The organism is Microcoleus sp. S36b_A4 (genome assembly GCF_036700645.1).
In the GTDB taxonomy this organism is placed as follows: domain Bacteria; phylum Cyanobacteriota; class Cyanobacteriia; order Cyanobacteriales; family Microcoleaceae; genus Microcoleus.
Genome location: NZ_JAUBPI010000011.1, coordinates 57567 through 72475 on the forward strand (window position 1 = coordinate 57567; position 14909 = coordinate 72475).

Here is a 14909-nt window from a genome sequence, read left to right on the forward strand (position 1 = left end):
AGCTAATCAAAATCAAGCTCAACTTCAATCTCAAGTATCCGAGTTAGAACACCAGTTAGAAAGTGTTCGCCAAACTCGCTCTGAAGTGGAATCTCAGCTAGAAACTGCTAACAGAGAACGATCGCACCTTTATTCTCAACTCTCGGAAACTCAAAGTCAAATCGAGACAGCAAACCAGAATCAAGCTCAACTTCAATCTCAAGTATGGGAGTTAGAACATCAGCTAGAGACAGTTTATCAAGAACGCTTACAGCTAACATCGCAACTTTCCGAAGTGGGCGATCGACAATCTGAGCATTTTGAGTCGAAGTCAGGGCAAATTAAAGTATCTACTTCAGATACCAAAGTTGGGAAGAGTCAAGGATTTGTTGTTTCTCAGCAGAGTGAAGGCGATTATACTACTATTAGCGAAGCGCTGAAAAATGCAGCACCGGGCACGCGCATTGACGTGCATCCAGGCGTTTACCGCGAAAGTCTAATTATCGACAAATCGGTAGAAATTATCGGCAGCGGAGATGTCGATCGCATTGTGGTTGAAAGTATCAACTCAAACTGCATTAAAATGGCAACTGACAGTGCTTTAGTGCGCGGTTTAACGCTGAACGCAACTGGGAAATATTACACTATAGATATTCGCAAAGGCGAGTTAATCATAGAAGACAGCGATATCACTTCTGCGGACTATTCTGTGGTGGGAATTTGCGGCCCCGATGCAAATTCTATCCTCCGCCGCAGTCAAATTCATGATGGGGTATGGAACGGAATTTTTATATCGGATAATGGGAAAGCAACGGTGGAAGATTGCAGTATTTTTGACAACGGCAGTTTGGGAATAGGTGTCGGATTGGGAGGAAAATTGATCGTGCGCCGGTGTCGGATTAATGGTAATGAAGGTGAGGCGATCGCCGTTTACAGAGATGGCATTGCTACCGTGGAAGATAGCGATTTAACGGGCAATGCTGGGGGTGCTTGGCGCGTTGCAGATAACGGATACCTGCGCGGTAAAGGCAATCAAGAATAGAAGAAGGAAGTTCGGCAACGGATTATGTAACGGATGTAACGGATGTAACGGATGTAACGGATGTCAGGAAGAAGGCAGAAGGAAGAAGGCAGAAGGCAGAAGGCAGAGGGAAGAAGGAAGAGAAAAGAGGGAATAGAATTCCCAATTAGCGGTTCCCAATCCCCGATTGCCAATTACCAATTATCAGTTCTAAATGCCTAACAATCGAGCTGGATTGTGTTTCATCATTAAATCAATTTCGTGCGGGGAAATTCCTTGATTTATCAATTTTTTCACAAATAATTTGTAACCTTCCGCAGGTAAAGGATCGGGTTTTCTTCCCAAATCTGTACTCATAACAAAATGCTCGGCTCCTATTAGTTTAATCGCTGCTGCCATCTTACTAATAGGAACTTGATGCCAGTTTTTGTGTCCGTCATCAACGGCATTTTCTCCCATCAAATCGTTGACAAATGCCAGTTCTAGAAAAGCTCCCATCTGGGCGGCTGTTTGCATATTTTCTAGGGATAAACCGGGTACATCCGCCATTGCGTGGGTAATCAGGATTTTTTTAATGTTGAGCAGGTTGGCTGCACCGACAACTGCCATCACTTCTTCTGATGAAATATGACCGGTTTCCAATACCAAATTTTCTTTGGCTACCATCTTCAACACGGCTGCTGTTTCCGGTAAAACTTTGCCCTTTTCCGCAACTTTAATCCCCCTTCCCGATTTTTGAAAAACCTGCAAGTGATGCTCAGCATCAACCGTTGGTAGCCACACTACTTTACCGTATTTGCCGCCGATGCGGTGCATTGCGTCTACAGCGTCGGGATTAATGCCGCCGACAGCATAATTGAGAACAACTCCTCCGAAAACTTGGATTTCTGGTACTATTTTATTAACCAGAACTGCCCGCGCTGCTGTGCTGGCATAATGATTTTTCAATACCACAGCTTTCATCTTCGCCCTAGCAGCTAATTTCGCTACTTCAAAATCGTCTAATCTGCGGGGAATCGCATCAGGAGAAGAATGAATGTGAAAGTCGATCGCACCTTCGATCGTACTCTTTGGCAAATTGACCATCGGCGAATCTCCGACAGCATAAACTGGCAGACAAAACCAATAGCAAACCATCCAAACTAACGTTAAAAAAACAGCTTGCATTTATCCCCTCTTCCCTTCTCCCCTCTGCGTTCTCTGGCGCTGGAGCGCTTCATTCCCTCTTAATTATCTCAAATAAAAGATTTAACCGCATTTGCTAAAGCTGCTGCATTCTCTTCGTGCATTCCCAAGGAACCAGGAATAACTCGCGATTCAACACCGGGTAATTCCGTTAATGCTTCCATTTCAGCCTTTGATTTGGGCGGCGCATCCTCAGCAATTACAACCATCACCGGCACTGCTAATTGTTGAAAATTATCTGTAAATTCCGATCGCACTTTTGCCGGATCTAAACCACCAGTCACAAAGGCAGCGGAACCGTATCTAGCACCGGGTTTTTGCGTCACTTGCCATTTACTTTGGATGAAATCGGGCGTGACTTTAGCTGCATCAACATAGACGTGGCGGCGGTACATCAAGCTGAGGAATGACGGCGCAGTGTTGAGTTTGTATAGGAATTGTCCCAGTAAGGGCGATCGTACTAATTCTCTCACAATTCCATGCCATCCGCTTTGCTGTTTGCTCATCGTCGGCAAAGGCCCGCGCCAAGTCGGTGCAGCTAACACAATCTTTGACCATACATTGGGCTTTGATTGCGCTAACTGCATCACATAACCCGCAGCATGACCGGCTGCAACTACAGCAACAGGACTATTAAAATTTGCCTCAACAAAATCCTTGATAAATTGATGGTATAATTGCGGTTGATAGTCGGTTCGCGGGCGATCGGATTCGCCAAAACCCGGCCAATCTAAGCTCACAACTTGAAATTGGGGAGCTAACAATTCTGCTAAAGGACGCATTTCTTCTCGCGTCGAAACCGTACTGAAAGCAGGCAGCAACAATACAGGATTTCCCTGTCCTCTAGTTTCGTAAATAACTTTGATTTGTGTTTCTTGCCAATTCCACAGATATTCTTGAACTGTGGCGGAATAGTTACCAGAATTTGATTTTGTTAAATTTGTAGTTTGAGTCATGACTGTTTATTCTTTTAATTTGCTTCGGCTTGCTTGCTTAATTCACAAGCAAGTGCCTTATTTTTCATCATTTGAAAAATGTTGTAAAATCCGTTAGCGCGGGAAGGTGTCAGACTTACATTCAATCCCGTGTCTTGAATAAAATCTGGGGTAATGGTGACAATTTCAGCAGGTGTTAATCCGCTCAAACCTTCCACCAGTAAGCCAACTAATCCTTTGACTAACTGAGCGTCTGAATCACCTTGATACAGAACTTTTCCGTCTGCCAAATTTGCAGTAATATAAACTTGCGACACGCAGCCAGAAACTTTGTTTTCCGGCAGTTTGTCGCTTTCGGGAAATGCTGGAAGTCGCTTGGCATACCACAGCAGTTGTTCGTAGCGCTGTTTCGGATCGGAATGTCGCTGAAAGCGCTGGACGATTTTAGCTAGGGCTGCGGGTAGTGTGGTGTTTGTGGACATGATTCACTCGTAGCGGTTTACTGCGTTAATATTATACCTTCAATTGTAGCAGGTAAGGGCGATCGATTTGAGATTTGAGATTAGGACTTAAGGATGAGATAGTAGGGACACGGCAATGCCGTGTCCTCATGGGTTTTTAAGACACGATCTTAAACTAAGCAACTGTTCAGGTGTTCTCGAATTTGAGCGGTATCTAAGTTGCGGCCGATGACTACGAGTTGATTGTTAGGTGTGGTAAACCATTCGGAAGCATCTAATTCGTATCTGGGGCCGCTGAGTTGAAAGATGTGTCTCATCGGACTGTCGTTAAACCAGAGAATTCCTTTTGCCCGAAATACATCCAAGGGCATTTTTTCGGTGAGAAATTCTTGGAATTTGTGAACATCAAAAGGTCGATCGCTCTCAAATGATAGTGAAATAAATCCGTCGTTATCTAAGTGATGAGATTGATGTCCGTGATGGTGTTCGTGTTCGTGATGGTGTTCGTGATGGTGTTCGTGTTTTTCCTCAATTTCCAGACTGTTGAAAATATCTGCCTGCGTTAAACCTACACCCAAAATTAAGGGTAGAGGAACTTCACCGTATCGAGAGTGTAAAATTCTCGCTCCTTCCTTAACTGTGCGAATGTAAGATTCTAACTCTTCTACTTTTTCTTGAGGAGCTAGATCGGTTTTGTTCAGCAGCACAATATCTGCAAATGCCACTTGTTTAAAAGCTGCTTCGCTGTCAAAGTGATCGGTAGTAAATGTTTCGCTATCGACTACGGTAAGTACAGAATCTAGATTGGTCAAATCCCGCAACTCGGTGCCGACAAATGTCAGGATAATCGGCAGCGGGTCGGCCACTCCGGTGGTTTCAATCACCATACAGTCGATGCGTTCTTCTCGTTCTAAAACTCGGTAAACTGCATCGACTAAGCCTTCGTTAATAGTGCAACAGATGCAACCGTTGCTAAGTTCTACCATGTCATCGTCTGTAGAAACAAGAAGCTGCGAATCGATATTGATATCGCCAAATTCGTTAACTAAAACTGCTACTTTTAAATCTTGGCGATTTTTGAGTATTTGATTGAGCAAAGTGGTTTTGCCGCTGCCGAGAAATCCGGTAATTATAGTTACTGGCATCCCTTTTTTGGGAAGATCGGCAATTAAATTTGGGGTTTGTACGGTGAGATTAGTCATTGTTATTCATTGGTTAGTTGTAAAGGCATTGCTGTTAATTTCCAAAGCCGATCGCACCTCATCGCTGACAGCCCGGTGCGATCGCCTCTGCTAAGATACGGGCGATCGAGCCGATCTCGCGCACTTTTATGTGATAATCATTCTCACAATACCTGAAAATGCGGTTGGCGCGCAAGCTCTACAATTACAGATCGGTGCAATATCTCCGATCGGGCTTTAATCTGAATAGGTTACTGTAGTTAACGAGCGCGATCTATCCACAAACAGGAGAATATATGGTAAGTAACTAGCCAGATTGTCTCTTAGGAGTTTGGGCGATCGCGCAGGAATAACTCTGAAAAAAGGTTATTTATCTAACGGCAAAGCGGTATAATATATTGTGAAAAAAATCTGGCTAAAATATCGAGTTTTTCAGGCAGTTGTATTCTTAGGATTGGGTTTGGTGTTAACCATCGCCCTTTCACTTTCTTTTGGTGCGGTGCCGATGAGTTCAGCTCAATTGTGACAAGCATTTCTGCACCGAGGTGATGCTGTAAATCAAACTATTTTCTGGGAAGTGCGTTTGCACAGAGTGGTGGCAGCGCTGACATTTGGTGCGGCGTTAGGAATTGTCGGGAGCTTGGCTGCAGGAGCCGCTCAGCAACGGTTTAGCCGCTCCTTTTGTATTAGGAATTTCGGCTGGTGCGGGGTTAGTTGCGATTACCATGCTGACTTTGGGAATATTTCAAACTGGGGTGTCTTTGGCGGCTTGGATAGGTGCTATTTTAACTTCGATGCTGGTCTACTTTTTTTTGGGACAAACTAAAACTGGCATTTCTGTGGAACGTTTGGTTTTAGCTGGTGTGGCTGTGAGTTCTCTTTTTGGGGCAATACAAACTACACTGCTGCTGTTAGCTGAAGACAGCCGTTTGCAAGCTGCTTTGAATTGGTTAATAGGCAATTTAAACGGTCGCGGTTGGTCGAATTTGCAGGTTGCTGCACCTTATATTTTGGCTGCTTTGCTGTTAGGATGTTTTTTGGGGCGATCGATAAATTTGCTGGCTTTGGTTTCTCTAAAAGTGAGAAAGCTAAAGGCATTCCAAAGCCCGCAGCGATCGGAAACCAGATTTTTGAGACTGACTCCCAATGGTGTCGGATCGCCCTCAAGAAGCTAAATCCAGAGGTGGCAAACCGCGCAACTGTCGCAGCGAGTTGATACACATCTGACAGTCGCAGCCAAACAGGGCCACAGCCGCATCGCTTTCTTCTTCCGAAAAATCCAGCATCGCCACCTGCTGATCATCAGGCTGCTGCCAACTGATTTTTACTTTAGAATTAGCAGCAGCTTTGGCGGGGAGGCGCACGCAAGTCAGACGCTGAGTGTGGGGCGATCGCACGCAGCGGGGCGAATCAGCCGATTGGCTTGGTGTTTCGCCAATTTGAGCGGGATTTGCGATCGCGCTCAAAGACATCACAGATCCAAACAGCGTGGGGCTTACCAATAAAGTGAGGAGTAATCTATTCATTTGTCGTCTTTAAGAACTTTAATGTATACAGTAACCGATTATCTGTTGCAATTCAACAAGGTTTTCGTCCGACATCAGTAAGATTTGGCGTTATGAAGGCTTAAAAGTCGAATATTTGTCGCCCAAATATCTAATAATTTTTCGGGTATTAGCAACAAGCATTTTCTGATAAGTATCACCTTTGCTTCCCAGTTTAAGATTTGTTGCAATTTTAGTAAGTTTAGCTTGCCAGTGATAACAAACTCTTCCAATGTGGGTAAACTGATTTCAGTAAGGGTTACTCGAAGCAGCGAACAAGTTTACCTCAGAAACCAGGTGGGGAGTGATGAGTACAGTTTTAGTGGTGGAAGATTCCCGCAGCCAGCGGGAGTGCATTTCACATCAGTTGAGATGCAGCGGATTGAATGTAATTCAGGCATCGGACGGTGTGGAAGCGCTGGATAAAATTGAGAAAAATTGCCCCGATTTAGTATTATTAGATGTCATAATGCCCCGTCTAGACGGCTACGGGGTTTGTCGTTTAATTAAAGCTAATCCCGAAACTCGGAACATACCAGTGGTATTTTTAACAGGCAAGGGACAGCGGTTAGCTTTATTTGCGAGGTTCCAGGGCGATCGCGCCGAGGCTTATGTTAGCAAACCTTGGCAGCCGAGGGAACTTTTGGCAACGATCAAAAAAGTTTTGCTCAATGCCAATATTAAGTTCGATCGAGCTTCAGCGGACGCTTGGACAGAATACGGAATTTTAAACTTAAGTACAGTCGAACTGTATCAAAGCCATGCCGATGCTTGGACAAAATACAGTTCCCAAATTATTAAATTGTACGATTCCAGCTTAGCAGCTTTTGAGCAAGCTTTGGCAATTGAACCGAGTCACTCCAATGCAAACAAGTATCGCAACCGAGTCCAGACAATCCGGGCAATTTTGATGAAAAAATTAGAGCACACTAAACCCTGCAAAGTGTGCGATTATTATTACGGTAAGGATGGCATCAATTGTGCGGTGCATCCTGCTGGCCGGCCTCAAGAACTGTGTCGCGATTGGGAATTTAATTAAACAAAGATGAAAACAAATAACCGCGCTACCTTAGAAAAGCTGCTGCAAGAAAGAAACGAACATCCCGAAAGAATGGCTGAAATTGATGCGAAAATTAATGAAACTTTTCGCCAAAATTACGCAATTTTAGTAATGGATATGTCGGGATTTTCGCGCACGACAGTCCGCTACGGAATTATTCATTTTTTGGCAATGATTCACCGGATGCACGGAATTGTCAAACCGATAATTTCAGAATACAGCGGCACTGTAGTTAAGGAGGAAGCCGACAATATTTTTGCAGTTTTTCCCGATGTAAAATCGGCTGTGGAAGCTGCGATCGACTCTTTGAAACAAACGGCGGCTGTCAACACGACACTGCCGCCGGAGATGGATATTTACCTCTGCATTGGTATTGGCTGTGGCGATGTTTTGATGCTGGAAGGAGAAGATATGTACGGATCGGAATTTAATCTGGCATCCAAGCTGGGAGAGGATTTGGCGGAACGGGGAGAGATTTTGCTCACCTCAGCAGCCTTTGAAAAGTTGGAAGGTGACAAGCAAGATTGGGAAAAAGTGGAACTTTCGGTTTCAGGTTTGGAATTGGTGGCGTACAAGCGGCTGTAATCGGGTGAATTTCTGTTGTCTTCTCGTTCTTCGCCATGCTGGAAAATGAGACATGACCCAGCCCAAAAACGGATACAAGCCCCCGACTTAAGTCGTGGAAAGATAAAAATTTTAGACCAAAGTTCAAACTCCCAGATTTATCTGTGGGGTAAATCTAAAATCTAAAATCTAAAATCTAAAATCGCCTGACTTGCCCCAGCCTTGAGTAGAAACCCGGTTTCTTCGCAGATACCTGGCGACTCAGCCATTTTTGTAGAAACCGGGTTGATGAGGCTATATTCTTAGAGAATATGGAATTTAAATAAAATTTAAAATCAGATGATTGAGGAACACAAAACTTGGCAATCTATTAATTTATCCGCTATTCGACAGCGACTGGCTTGGCTGCAGCAACAGCCCGACAAAGTTATTTTTTGCAAAGAGTCTGGTGTTCACTATGTTGCAGTCACAAAAGAGCGATCGCACATTAAGCTATCTTTAGTAGAAAAAGTAAATCGGCAAACAGATTTACTGCAATCTATTTTCGATCTCAACAATCCTTTACATCTAGTGTCTGAATATACTCAGGCGATGATGTTGGGTTTAGTGTGGCAAAGCCAACCTCAAAGAATCTACATAGCGGGATTTGGCGGCGGCAGAATTCCCTTAGTTTTGCACCACTATTTGCCGGAAACGGTTATAGAATGTACGGATGTCGATCCGATCGCGATCGAAGCAGCTACACAGTGTTTTGGGGTAAAATTCGACGATCTGCTAACTGTAACAATTCAAGACGGCAGAGACTATTTAGAGCAGCAAAAATCAGATACTCAGTACGATATCATCATGATCGATGTAGCTTTTGGCAACGGCTACTTTCCGCACCGCCTATCCACCAATGAGTTTTATCAAATCTGCGAAAAACACTTGTCAACCGAGGGAGTTGTGCTAGCCAATCTGCTGCATAGAGATCAGTTTTATGCCGAAAAAGTTACGACTTTTCAAAGTGTGTTTTCTCAGGTATGCCTATGTGTTTGCCAGGAAAGTAATAGCATTTTGATTGGTAGCAACAGCCAGATTTGGGAGAAAGATGAGATTGTTGCTAAGGCAAAATATTTACAAGATAGCTATCAATTTTCATTTCCATTAACTGACAGATCACAGGAAGTAAAATTAGGTAGAGAATTGGCGGAAGCTATACCTAATTTAGACAAAGCTCAAATTTTTCATGACGATTCGCCGCCCGCTGGTTATTTTGATTGCTGGTTATTCTGATATTTATAATAAGTCCGGGTTTACTCTTTGTGGAACAGGCATCTTGCCTGTTACTGATACAATGTTGAGATCACCCAGGGATTGAAAGAGACTGCGGGATAAAATTGCTCTCAGAGTGCGATCGGATATAACCATCGACAATAGGGCCACGCAGGACACGGCATTGCCATTTCCCTACCTCAAGATAATCAATCTTCCTCGATAAGAGATATAACCATCGCCCGATTAATTTTCGGGAAACCTCACCGCCTCGTCTCCTGACTATAGGGAGTATCAATTCCGATACCACCGGATTTGATATAACTCCTATTTCATACATTCAACCATCTGCTGTTCTAGCTTAGCCAACAATGTATCCACATCGGTCGCAGCTTCCTCAAAACAAACAGGAGGTTCAGGCTTAGGTTCAAAAAGAATCAACTTAATTTGACCTTCCCCGATCGCCAAAATCGCCACTTCTTTCTCAGGTTTGTGAGCGTTCAACACACCTACAACTTCCTGAATATGACTTTTAACTTGACGGTTCAACTCCTCAACCGCCTCTTTCTTACAATACACAAAACGCGCAGTTTCTGCAATATCAATTGCTAAAATCTCCTCGCTTTCTTCTCCCCTTTCCAGAAATAGCCCCCAAGCCAAAGCAGCCAATTCATTTTGATTAGCTTTCACAAATTTATCTAACTTGCGACTCCAGCTATTTTCGTTGGGTTTGGACTCAGGGCTATCAAATAGAAACATTTTCTCTTCTTGTTTGTATAAACTAATATTTTACAGTCAGTTAGCAGTTGGCAGTTGGCGGTTGGCAGTTGGCTGTTGACTGTTGTCATTAGTTACCCATGCCCAATGGCCCATCCCCAATTACAAATTAGCAATTACCAATTACCCAAAAGCGCTGCGTTTCTATCTTATACCAGATTGCACGCGCCAGAGCGCCGCATAAATTCCGTCCTGTTCGATCAGTTGTTCGTGCTGCCCCGATTCTACCACCAGCCCCTCTTCCATGACACAAATGCAATCAGCATTGCGGACAGTAGAAAGACGGTGGGCGATCGCAATTGTAGTGCGATTCTTGGTAATTCGTTCGAGCGATCGCTGAATTGCCGCCTCAGTCTCGTTATCCACCGCTGAAGTAGCTTCGTCAAGAATCAAAATCGGCGGATTCTTCAAAACAGCCCTCGCAATTGCAATTCGCTGCCGCTGACCCCCCGACAATTTTTGACCGCGTTCCCCTACAATAGTGTTGTAACCGTCCGGCAATTGTACGATAAACTCGTGAGCCTCCGCAATTTTCGCAGCATTTACTATCTCTCGATTGTTAGCCTCAAAACTGCCGTAAGCAATATTTTCAGCCACCGTACCGTGAAATAAAAACACATCTTGACTCACCAATCCGATCGCTCTCCGTAAATCTTTTAAATTCAGGTTATTTAATTCTATACCGTCGAGATAAATATTGCCATACTGTACCTCGTACAGCCTCAAGATGAGTTTCACCAGCGTACTTTTGCCCGAACCAGTAGCGCCAACAATCGCAGTAGTTTTGCCCGCCGGCAGAGTCAACGAAAAATACTGCAAAATCGGCTTTCTTTGATTGTAAGAAAAAGTAACATTTTTAAATTCCAACTCACCCTTAATCGAACTAACAGGCCGCCGAATATCACCCGTGCGAATTGCGATCGGAGTATCCAACAAATTCATCACCCGATTAGTAGAAGCCATTGCGCGCTGGTATTGATCCAGAGTATCTCCCAGGCGAGTCAGTGGCCACAGCAACCGCTGGGTTAAAAACACCAAAACGCTGTAAGTCCCCACAGACAACCGGCCCGCCACCACCTCCAAACCGCCCAGAAATAGTGTTGCAATAAACCCCAAGAAAATCACAACCCGAATTAGCGGAATAAAAGCTGCCGAAAGTGCGATCGCCCGTCGGTTGCTTTGGCGGTAAGCTTGGCTTTGTGCTTCGATGCGCTGAATTTCATAATCTTCGGAAGTAAAACTTTTAATAGTAGTAATTCCCATCAAATTATTCGACAGTTGCCCGTTCAGAAAACTCACTTTTTCCCGCACATCAGCATAGAAAGGAGCAAGGCGATTTTGAAAGGCGATCGAACCCCAAATAATAAAAGGTATCGGCAGCATTGACAGCCCAGCAACACCAGGAGATGCAGCAAAAAAAGCCGCGCCAATCACAACAACAGTGGTAATTACCTGAATTACCTCATTAGCGCCGTCGTCCAAAAAACGTTCGAGTTGATTGATATCATCATTGAGAATAGAAATCAAACCGCCCGTGCTGCGTTCTTCAAAATAAGCTAATTCTAATTCCTGCAAATGGCTGTAAGCTTCCAGACGTAAATCGTGTTCAATATCCTGAGCCAAATTGCGCCACAAATAATCATAGGCATATTCAAAAAGAGATTCCAACGTCCAAACAACCGCGCTCAAAAGAGTGATAATTGCCAGTTGCCAAAAGACATCTTTTATGCCCCACTGAGCGAGGATAGAATCTTGCTGTTTCACCACCACATCAACGGCAATACCGATTAATGCTGGCGGCGCTAAATCAAAGAATTTATTCAGCAGCGAACAGATACTGGCCAGCCAAGCTTTCAGGCGGTAGCGGCGCCCGTACTTCATCAGCCGCTTTAGGGGATGGACAGGTTTTGATGGATTTGGTGATACTTGAGAATCATTCATAGGGCATGGGGCATCGGAAATAGGGCCGAGAATTAAAAATTAGTAGGGTGCTCGGCGCGCACCTTACCCTTGTTTAATTTTTAATTCTCAAATGCCCCGTTCCTAGGCTTTAAACGTTAACACTGGCTTCATTTTAGCGACTACACCAACTATTTGCGCCTCAACCTGAACGTCAATTACTGGTTGAATTGGCTTGTAAGCGGCCGGTGCTTCTTCAATTCTGCGTTCTTCGCGCCCGGTAATGCAATCTACGCCGGTTAATCCCAAAGCGGAGTCAGTTTTGTCAGCACCAGCGCGACTCATATCGAAGCGCGATCGCGCCCTACCTGCACCGTGAGAAGCCGATCGCAAAAATCGATCGTTCCCCTTCCCAACCAGCAAATAAGACGGCGCGCCCATCGAACCCGGTACAATTACAGGCTGACCGGAATGTGCGGGACAAGCGCCTTTGCGCGTTACCCAGCCGGCACCTTCAGCTAAAGTGATATTGTGAGGCAAATCGTATACTAAGGGAGCTTCCACATCGCCGAAAACTTGTCGCAAACGCCCGCGCAGAAGTTCTGCTAGCAGCAAACGGTTGATAAAACCGTAGTTAGCGGCGGTTGCTTCCGCTTGCAGGTAGCTGTTCACAAGTTCGGGATTTGCTGCCACAGACAGCGGGAAAAGCCTGGATTCAGGATGTTTCAGAGTTTTCGGCCAGGCGTCGCAAGCTCGATCGCGCCACATTCCGCCGATGTATTTGCCGACATTCCGCGAACCCGAGTGAATCATGAAAGCGATTTGTCCCGATCGAACTCCCCAAGTATAAGCCGTAGCCTTGTCCACAACTTCCTCAACCACTTGAATTTCGACAAAGTGATTGCCGCCGCCGATAGTCGCTAACCCGCCATCCCTGACTAAGCCGTCATTTGGGACTAATTCTTCGGGAGCCCATCTGACATCGCCATTCATGGAACCGCCAAGGAAAGTGCGATTGCACTCTGCGGCCAACTGCTGGAAATCCGAATTAGCCGCGCTGCCGGTTGCCTCGTCTGCCATACCATCCAGCCATCCGGGAATCCCGTGTTGGAACATCGCGCGAGCAGTTTTTGCAGTCATGCTGACATCGCGAGTACCGAAGAAATAATCGCCTTTGAGCAATTCTACAAATCGATCGCGCTGACTGAGGAATTGTTCGATCGACAAATCCGCAACGTGTAACCGCATCCCGCAGTTAATATCGGAACCGACAGCAGCCGGAATCACCATTCCTGCTGTTTCTACAATAGAGCCGATCGCCACCCCCGCATCCCCCGGATGGAAATCTGGAGTAGCGCAAGCGTGGCAAACGCAGCCGCCTTGAGGGTGTCGAACATTTGCCAAAGTTGCTAACTGTTTGAGCGCCTTTGCTTCCACAGGAAAATCCTCTGGGAGCAAAACTTCTGCTGTTGTGGCACTGGCATCTTGCCACTGTTCTTTCAGAGAACTATTGAGACAAATCGAGTAGACTTTATTGTCGTAACTAACATCAAGACCTTGCCGAGATAAAGCTCGCAAAAGCCTGTTCAAGTTTTTTGGCTGCTGCATAAATAGTCTATTGCGGGTTGCAGTACAACCGCCACAAATGGAAGAGATGTTGTACTTAGTAAAATAATTTGGTTCAGCAGCCGCAATCTTTATACAGAGAAGTTGAAGGCAACTTCTCGACTCACTACAAGTATGACACCTCATTTTTTCCGGGTCAATTTACCCATACTATCTGCGATAGCGAGGGAGCCAAGATTTGTGAATCTCTTCCTTGTTATGCTGTTTTTCTGCGCTGTCAGCGCCCATCAAAGCTAGTTTCCTCCCTTTTATTGTTAAATATAAATGAGCTGACTAAGGGTTGGACGCAGTTTTCCCAAAAACCAGACTTTTTTTCAATTCCCGCCAATAACCCCCCACTTTTGTTTCTCCCAAAGCCATGCGCATTTTCTGAATCATGCTGCTTCTTACAGGTGGCTTTCCGTAGTAAAGAAATTGATTGATGTCTTTAGCAAGGCCTGCATTCATGAAAGTTTGAACATCTTCGCGAGCCAAATATTTCTCCCGAACCTCCTGCAAATATTCGTCTTGAGCATTCGTGTGAAATACCGTCCAGCTCTGGTCTTCAACCTTACACAAAGTATATTGGTTGTGAGCCTCCATATATGCGCTAAATGCTTCTTCCAGCAAAAACCTGCCAAACTGGTGTGTTCCTTCAAATCTTGAAGCAATATATTCACCCACATATTCTTGCATGACTGCAACAAAGGTACTGTGCTTCATCAAAGAAAAATTGATCGTGCAGGCTCGAATGAAGTACCACCCAGCCCAAGCGTCGAGATGTGGGAACGTTCTGTTAAAAGCTCCGCCGACTGCAAAAATTTCATCTCGGTCGAGATAATCGATCGCTTCCTCTAACCAACCGTCGTGGCCTTCTCTGTAAGGTAACGTGTCAATTTTGAACCACAATACATACGGCTTGCTAGCGATTGCTCCCGATGTATACTCCTGAATAAAACATCTCTCTTTGTCATTGTCTGGATGGTTCGATGCAATGATTTGCAGCTTATCAATTAAACCCTCCTGATACAGCTCCCAATAAACTTTTTGAGTGTCGCTATCGCTGCCACCGTCAACCACAATAACTTCCCCTGGTTTGCCACCTAAAAACTTAAACCAATCCAGGAGAATCTCTCTATAGGCTAACCCATTGCCAAAATTGGCTGAGACCATCGACACTTCACTGAGTTTGCTTAATTGATCGCTCATAATTTATTTTTTCAAAAAAAAATGCTTGTCCCTTATAAGTTACTAAAATTTTAGATGGTTGTCAATTTCAAATAACATCATTACCGTAAAAATACTGATATCTTTAGTGTGTGTTTGATTATATTTGTAACAGCAAAAGCCCTCGATGCACTCCGGCTCTGATAAACGGGGTTTTTTAACCTAGGACTGAGGCCAAAAAACCCGATTTCTTCAGCGCCGATGAGTTAGTCTGTGG

The 14909-nt window shown here is 44.7% G+C and carries 15 protein-coding genes; 6 read left to right on the plus strand and 9 right to left on the minus strand.

The features are described from left to right. Positions 1 to 1021 (plus strand): right-handed parallel beta-helix repeat-containing protein (locus tag QUA03_RS05585; protein WP_333210395.1); only part of this gene is annotated, 1021 nt, incomplete at its 5' end. Positions 1022 to 1210: 189 nt separating this feature from the next. On the opposite strand, the gene QUA03_RS05590 is transcribed toward QUA03_RS05585, so the two are convergent. The 4 genes from QUA03_RS05590 to QUA03_RS05605 form a co-directional block, all read right to left on the minus strand. Continuing rightward, positions 1211 to 2167, minus strand: a complete 957-nt coding sequence (locus QUA03_RS05590) for a DUF6282 family protein (protein WP_333210396.1) — start codon at positions 2165 to 2167, stop codon at positions 1211 to 1213. Positions 2168 to 2235: 68 nt separating this feature from the next. Continuing rightward, entirely contained in the window at positions 2236 to 3141 is a 906-nt protein-coding gene (locus tag QUA03_RS05595) for an alpha/beta hydrolase (RefSeq protein WP_333210397.1), read from the minus strand. A 14-nt stretch (positions 3142 to 3155) separates the two neighbouring features. After that, on the minus strand, positions 3156 to 3602 hold the full coding sequence (locus QUA03_RS05600) for a SufE family protein (RefSeq protein WP_333210399.1): 447 nt from the start codon (positions 3600 to 3602) through the stop codon (positions 3156 to 3158). A 149-nt stretch (positions 3603 to 3751) separates the two neighbouring features. Beyond that, the gene (locus QUA03_RS05605; RefSeq protein ID WP_333210400.1) at positions 3752 to 4783 is read right to left on the minus strand and encodes a GTP-binding protein; all 1032 of its coding nucleotides are present in this window, start codon (positions 4781 to 4783) and stop codon (positions 3752 to 3754) included. A 379-nt stretch (positions 4784 to 5162) separates the two neighbouring features. Between QUA03_RS05605 and QUA03_RS05610 the strand changes: the two genes are divergently transcribed. Together QUA03_RS05610 and QUA03_RS05615 are read left to right on the plus strand one after the other, a co-directional pair. Then, positions 5163 to 5288 (plus strand): hypothetical protein, encoded by a 126-nt coding sequence (locus QUA03_RS05610; protein WP_333210402.1) that lies wholly within the window; start codon positions 5163 to 5165, stop codon positions 5286 to 5288. Between the two features lie 103 nt (positions 5289 to 5391). Further along, positions 5392 to 5937 (plus strand): iron chelate uptake ABC transporter family permease subunit, encoded by a 546-nt coding sequence (locus QUA03_RS05615; protein ID WP_333210403.1) that lies wholly within the window; start codon positions 5392 to 5394, stop codon positions 5935 to 5937. Here the strand turns inward: QUA03_RS05615 and QUA03_RS05620 are convergent. After that, positions 5926 to 6288: a hypothetical protein gene (locus tag QUA03_RS05620; protein ID WP_333210404.1), complete on the minus strand. Its 363-nt coding sequence runs from the start codon at positions 6286 to 6288 to the stop codon at positions 5926 to 5928. The genes QUA03_RS05615 and QUA03_RS05620 overlap by 12 nt on opposite strands. Before the next feature lie 325 nt (positions 6289 to 6613). On the opposite strand from QUA03_RS05620, the gene QUA03_RS05625 reads away from it, so the two are divergent. The 3 genes from QUA03_RS05625 to QUA03_RS05635 all read left to right on the plus strand — a co-directional run bounded on the left by QUA03_RS05625 (position 6614) and on the right by QUA03_RS05635 (position 9205). Further along, positions 6614 to 7345 (plus strand): response regulator, encoded by a 732-nt coding sequence (locus QUA03_RS05625; RefSeq protein WP_333210405.1) that lies wholly within the window; start codon positions 6614 to 6616, stop codon positions 7343 to 7345. A 6-nt stretch (positions 7346 to 7351) separates the two neighbouring features. Beyond that, complete coding sequence (locus QUA03_RS05630; protein WP_333210406.1) at positions 7352 to 7951, plus strand: adenylate/guanylate cyclase domain-containing protein; 600 nt, start codon at positions 7352 to 7354, stop codon at positions 7949 to 7951. A 318-nt stretch (positions 7952 to 8269) separates the two neighbouring features. Beyond that, positions 8270 to 9205, plus strand: coding sequence for a fused MFS/spermidine synthase (locus QUA03_RS05635; protein ID WP_333210407.1), 936 nt, complete (start codon positions 8270 to 8272; stop codon positions 9203 to 9205). 306 nt (positions 9206 to 9511) lie between these two features. Here QUA03_RS05635 and ccmS read toward each other — a convergent pair whose 3' ends face one another. The 4 genes from ccmS to QUA03_RS05655 form a co-directional block, all read right to left on the minus strand. Further along, the gene (gene ccmS / locus QUA03_RS05640) at positions 9512 to 9943 is read right to left on the minus strand and encodes a beta-carboxysome assembly chaperone CcmS (protein WP_333055796.1); all 432 of its coding nucleotides are present in this window, start codon (positions 9941 to 9943) and stop codon (positions 9512 to 9514) included. A gap of 162 nt (positions 9944 to 10105) precedes the next feature. Continuing rightward, positions 10106 to 11902, minus strand: a complete 1797-nt coding sequence (locus tag QUA03_RS05645) for an ABC transporter ATP-binding protein (protein WP_333210410.1) — start codon at positions 11900 to 11902, stop codon at positions 10106 to 10108. A 102-nt stretch (positions 11903 to 12004) separates the two neighbouring features. Further along, positions 12005 to 13468, minus strand: coding sequence for an RtcB family protein (locus tag QUA03_RS05650; RefSeq protein ID WP_333210411.1), 1464 nt, complete (start codon positions 13466 to 13468; stop codon positions 12005 to 12007). 291 nt (positions 13469 to 13759) lie between these two features. Beyond that, positions 13760 to 14674, minus strand: a complete 915-nt coding sequence (locus QUA03_RS05655) for a hypothetical protein (RefSeq protein WP_333210413.1) — start codon at positions 14672 to 14674, stop codon at positions 13760 to 13762. Positions 14675 to 14909 lie beyond the last annotated feature (235 nt).

Bases quoted from the DNA above. Each gene is read 5' to 3' on its own strand.
- QUA03_RS05590 (WP_333210396.1), bottom strand. From the start codon at position 2,167: ATGCAAGCTGTTTTTTTAACGTTAGTTTGGATGGTTTGCTATTGGTTT.
- QUA03_RS05595 (WP_333210397.1), bottom strand. From the start codon at position 3,141: ATGACTCAAACTACAAATTTAACAAAATCAAATTCTGGTAACTATTCC.
- QUA03_RS05600 (WP_333210399.1), bottom strand. From the start codon at position 3,602: ATGTCCACAAACACCACACTACCCGCAGCCCTAGCTAAAATCGTCCAG.
- QUA03_RS05605 (WP_333210400.1), bottom strand. From the start codon at position 4,783: ATGACTAATCTCACCGTACAAACCCCAAATTTAATTGCCGATCTTCCC.
- QUA03_RS05620 (WP_333210404.1), bottom strand. From the start codon at position 6,288: ATGAATAGATTACTCCTCACTTTATTGGTAAGCCCCACGCTGTTTGGA.
- QUA03_RS05625 (WP_333210405.1), top strand. From the start codon at position 6,614: ATGAGTACAGTTTTAGTGGTGGAAGATTCCCGCAGCCAGCGGGAGTGC.
- QUA03_RS05630 (WP_333210406.1), top strand. From the start codon at position 7,352: ATGAAAACAAATAACCGCGCTACCTTAGAAAAGCTGCTGCAAGAAAGA.
- QUA03_RS05635 (WP_333210407.1), top strand. From the start codon at position 8,270: ATGATTGAGGAACACAAAACTTGGCAATCTATTAATTTATCCGCTATT.
- ccmS (WP_333055796.1), bottom strand. From the start codon at position 9,943: ATGTTTCTATTTGATAGCCCTGAGTCCAAACCCAACGAAAATAGCTGG.
- QUA03_RS05645 (WP_333210410.1), bottom strand. From the start codon at position 11,902: ATGAATGATTCTCAAGTATCACCAAATCCATCAAAACCTGTCCATCCC.
- QUA03_RS05650 (WP_333210411.1), bottom strand. From the start codon at position 13,468: ATGCAGCAGCCAAAAAACTTGAACAGGCTTTTGCGAGCTTTATCTCGG.
- QUA03_RS05655 (WP_333210413.1), bottom strand. From the start codon at position 14,674: ATGAGCGATCAATTAAGCAAACTCAGTGAAGTGTCGATGGTCTCAGCC.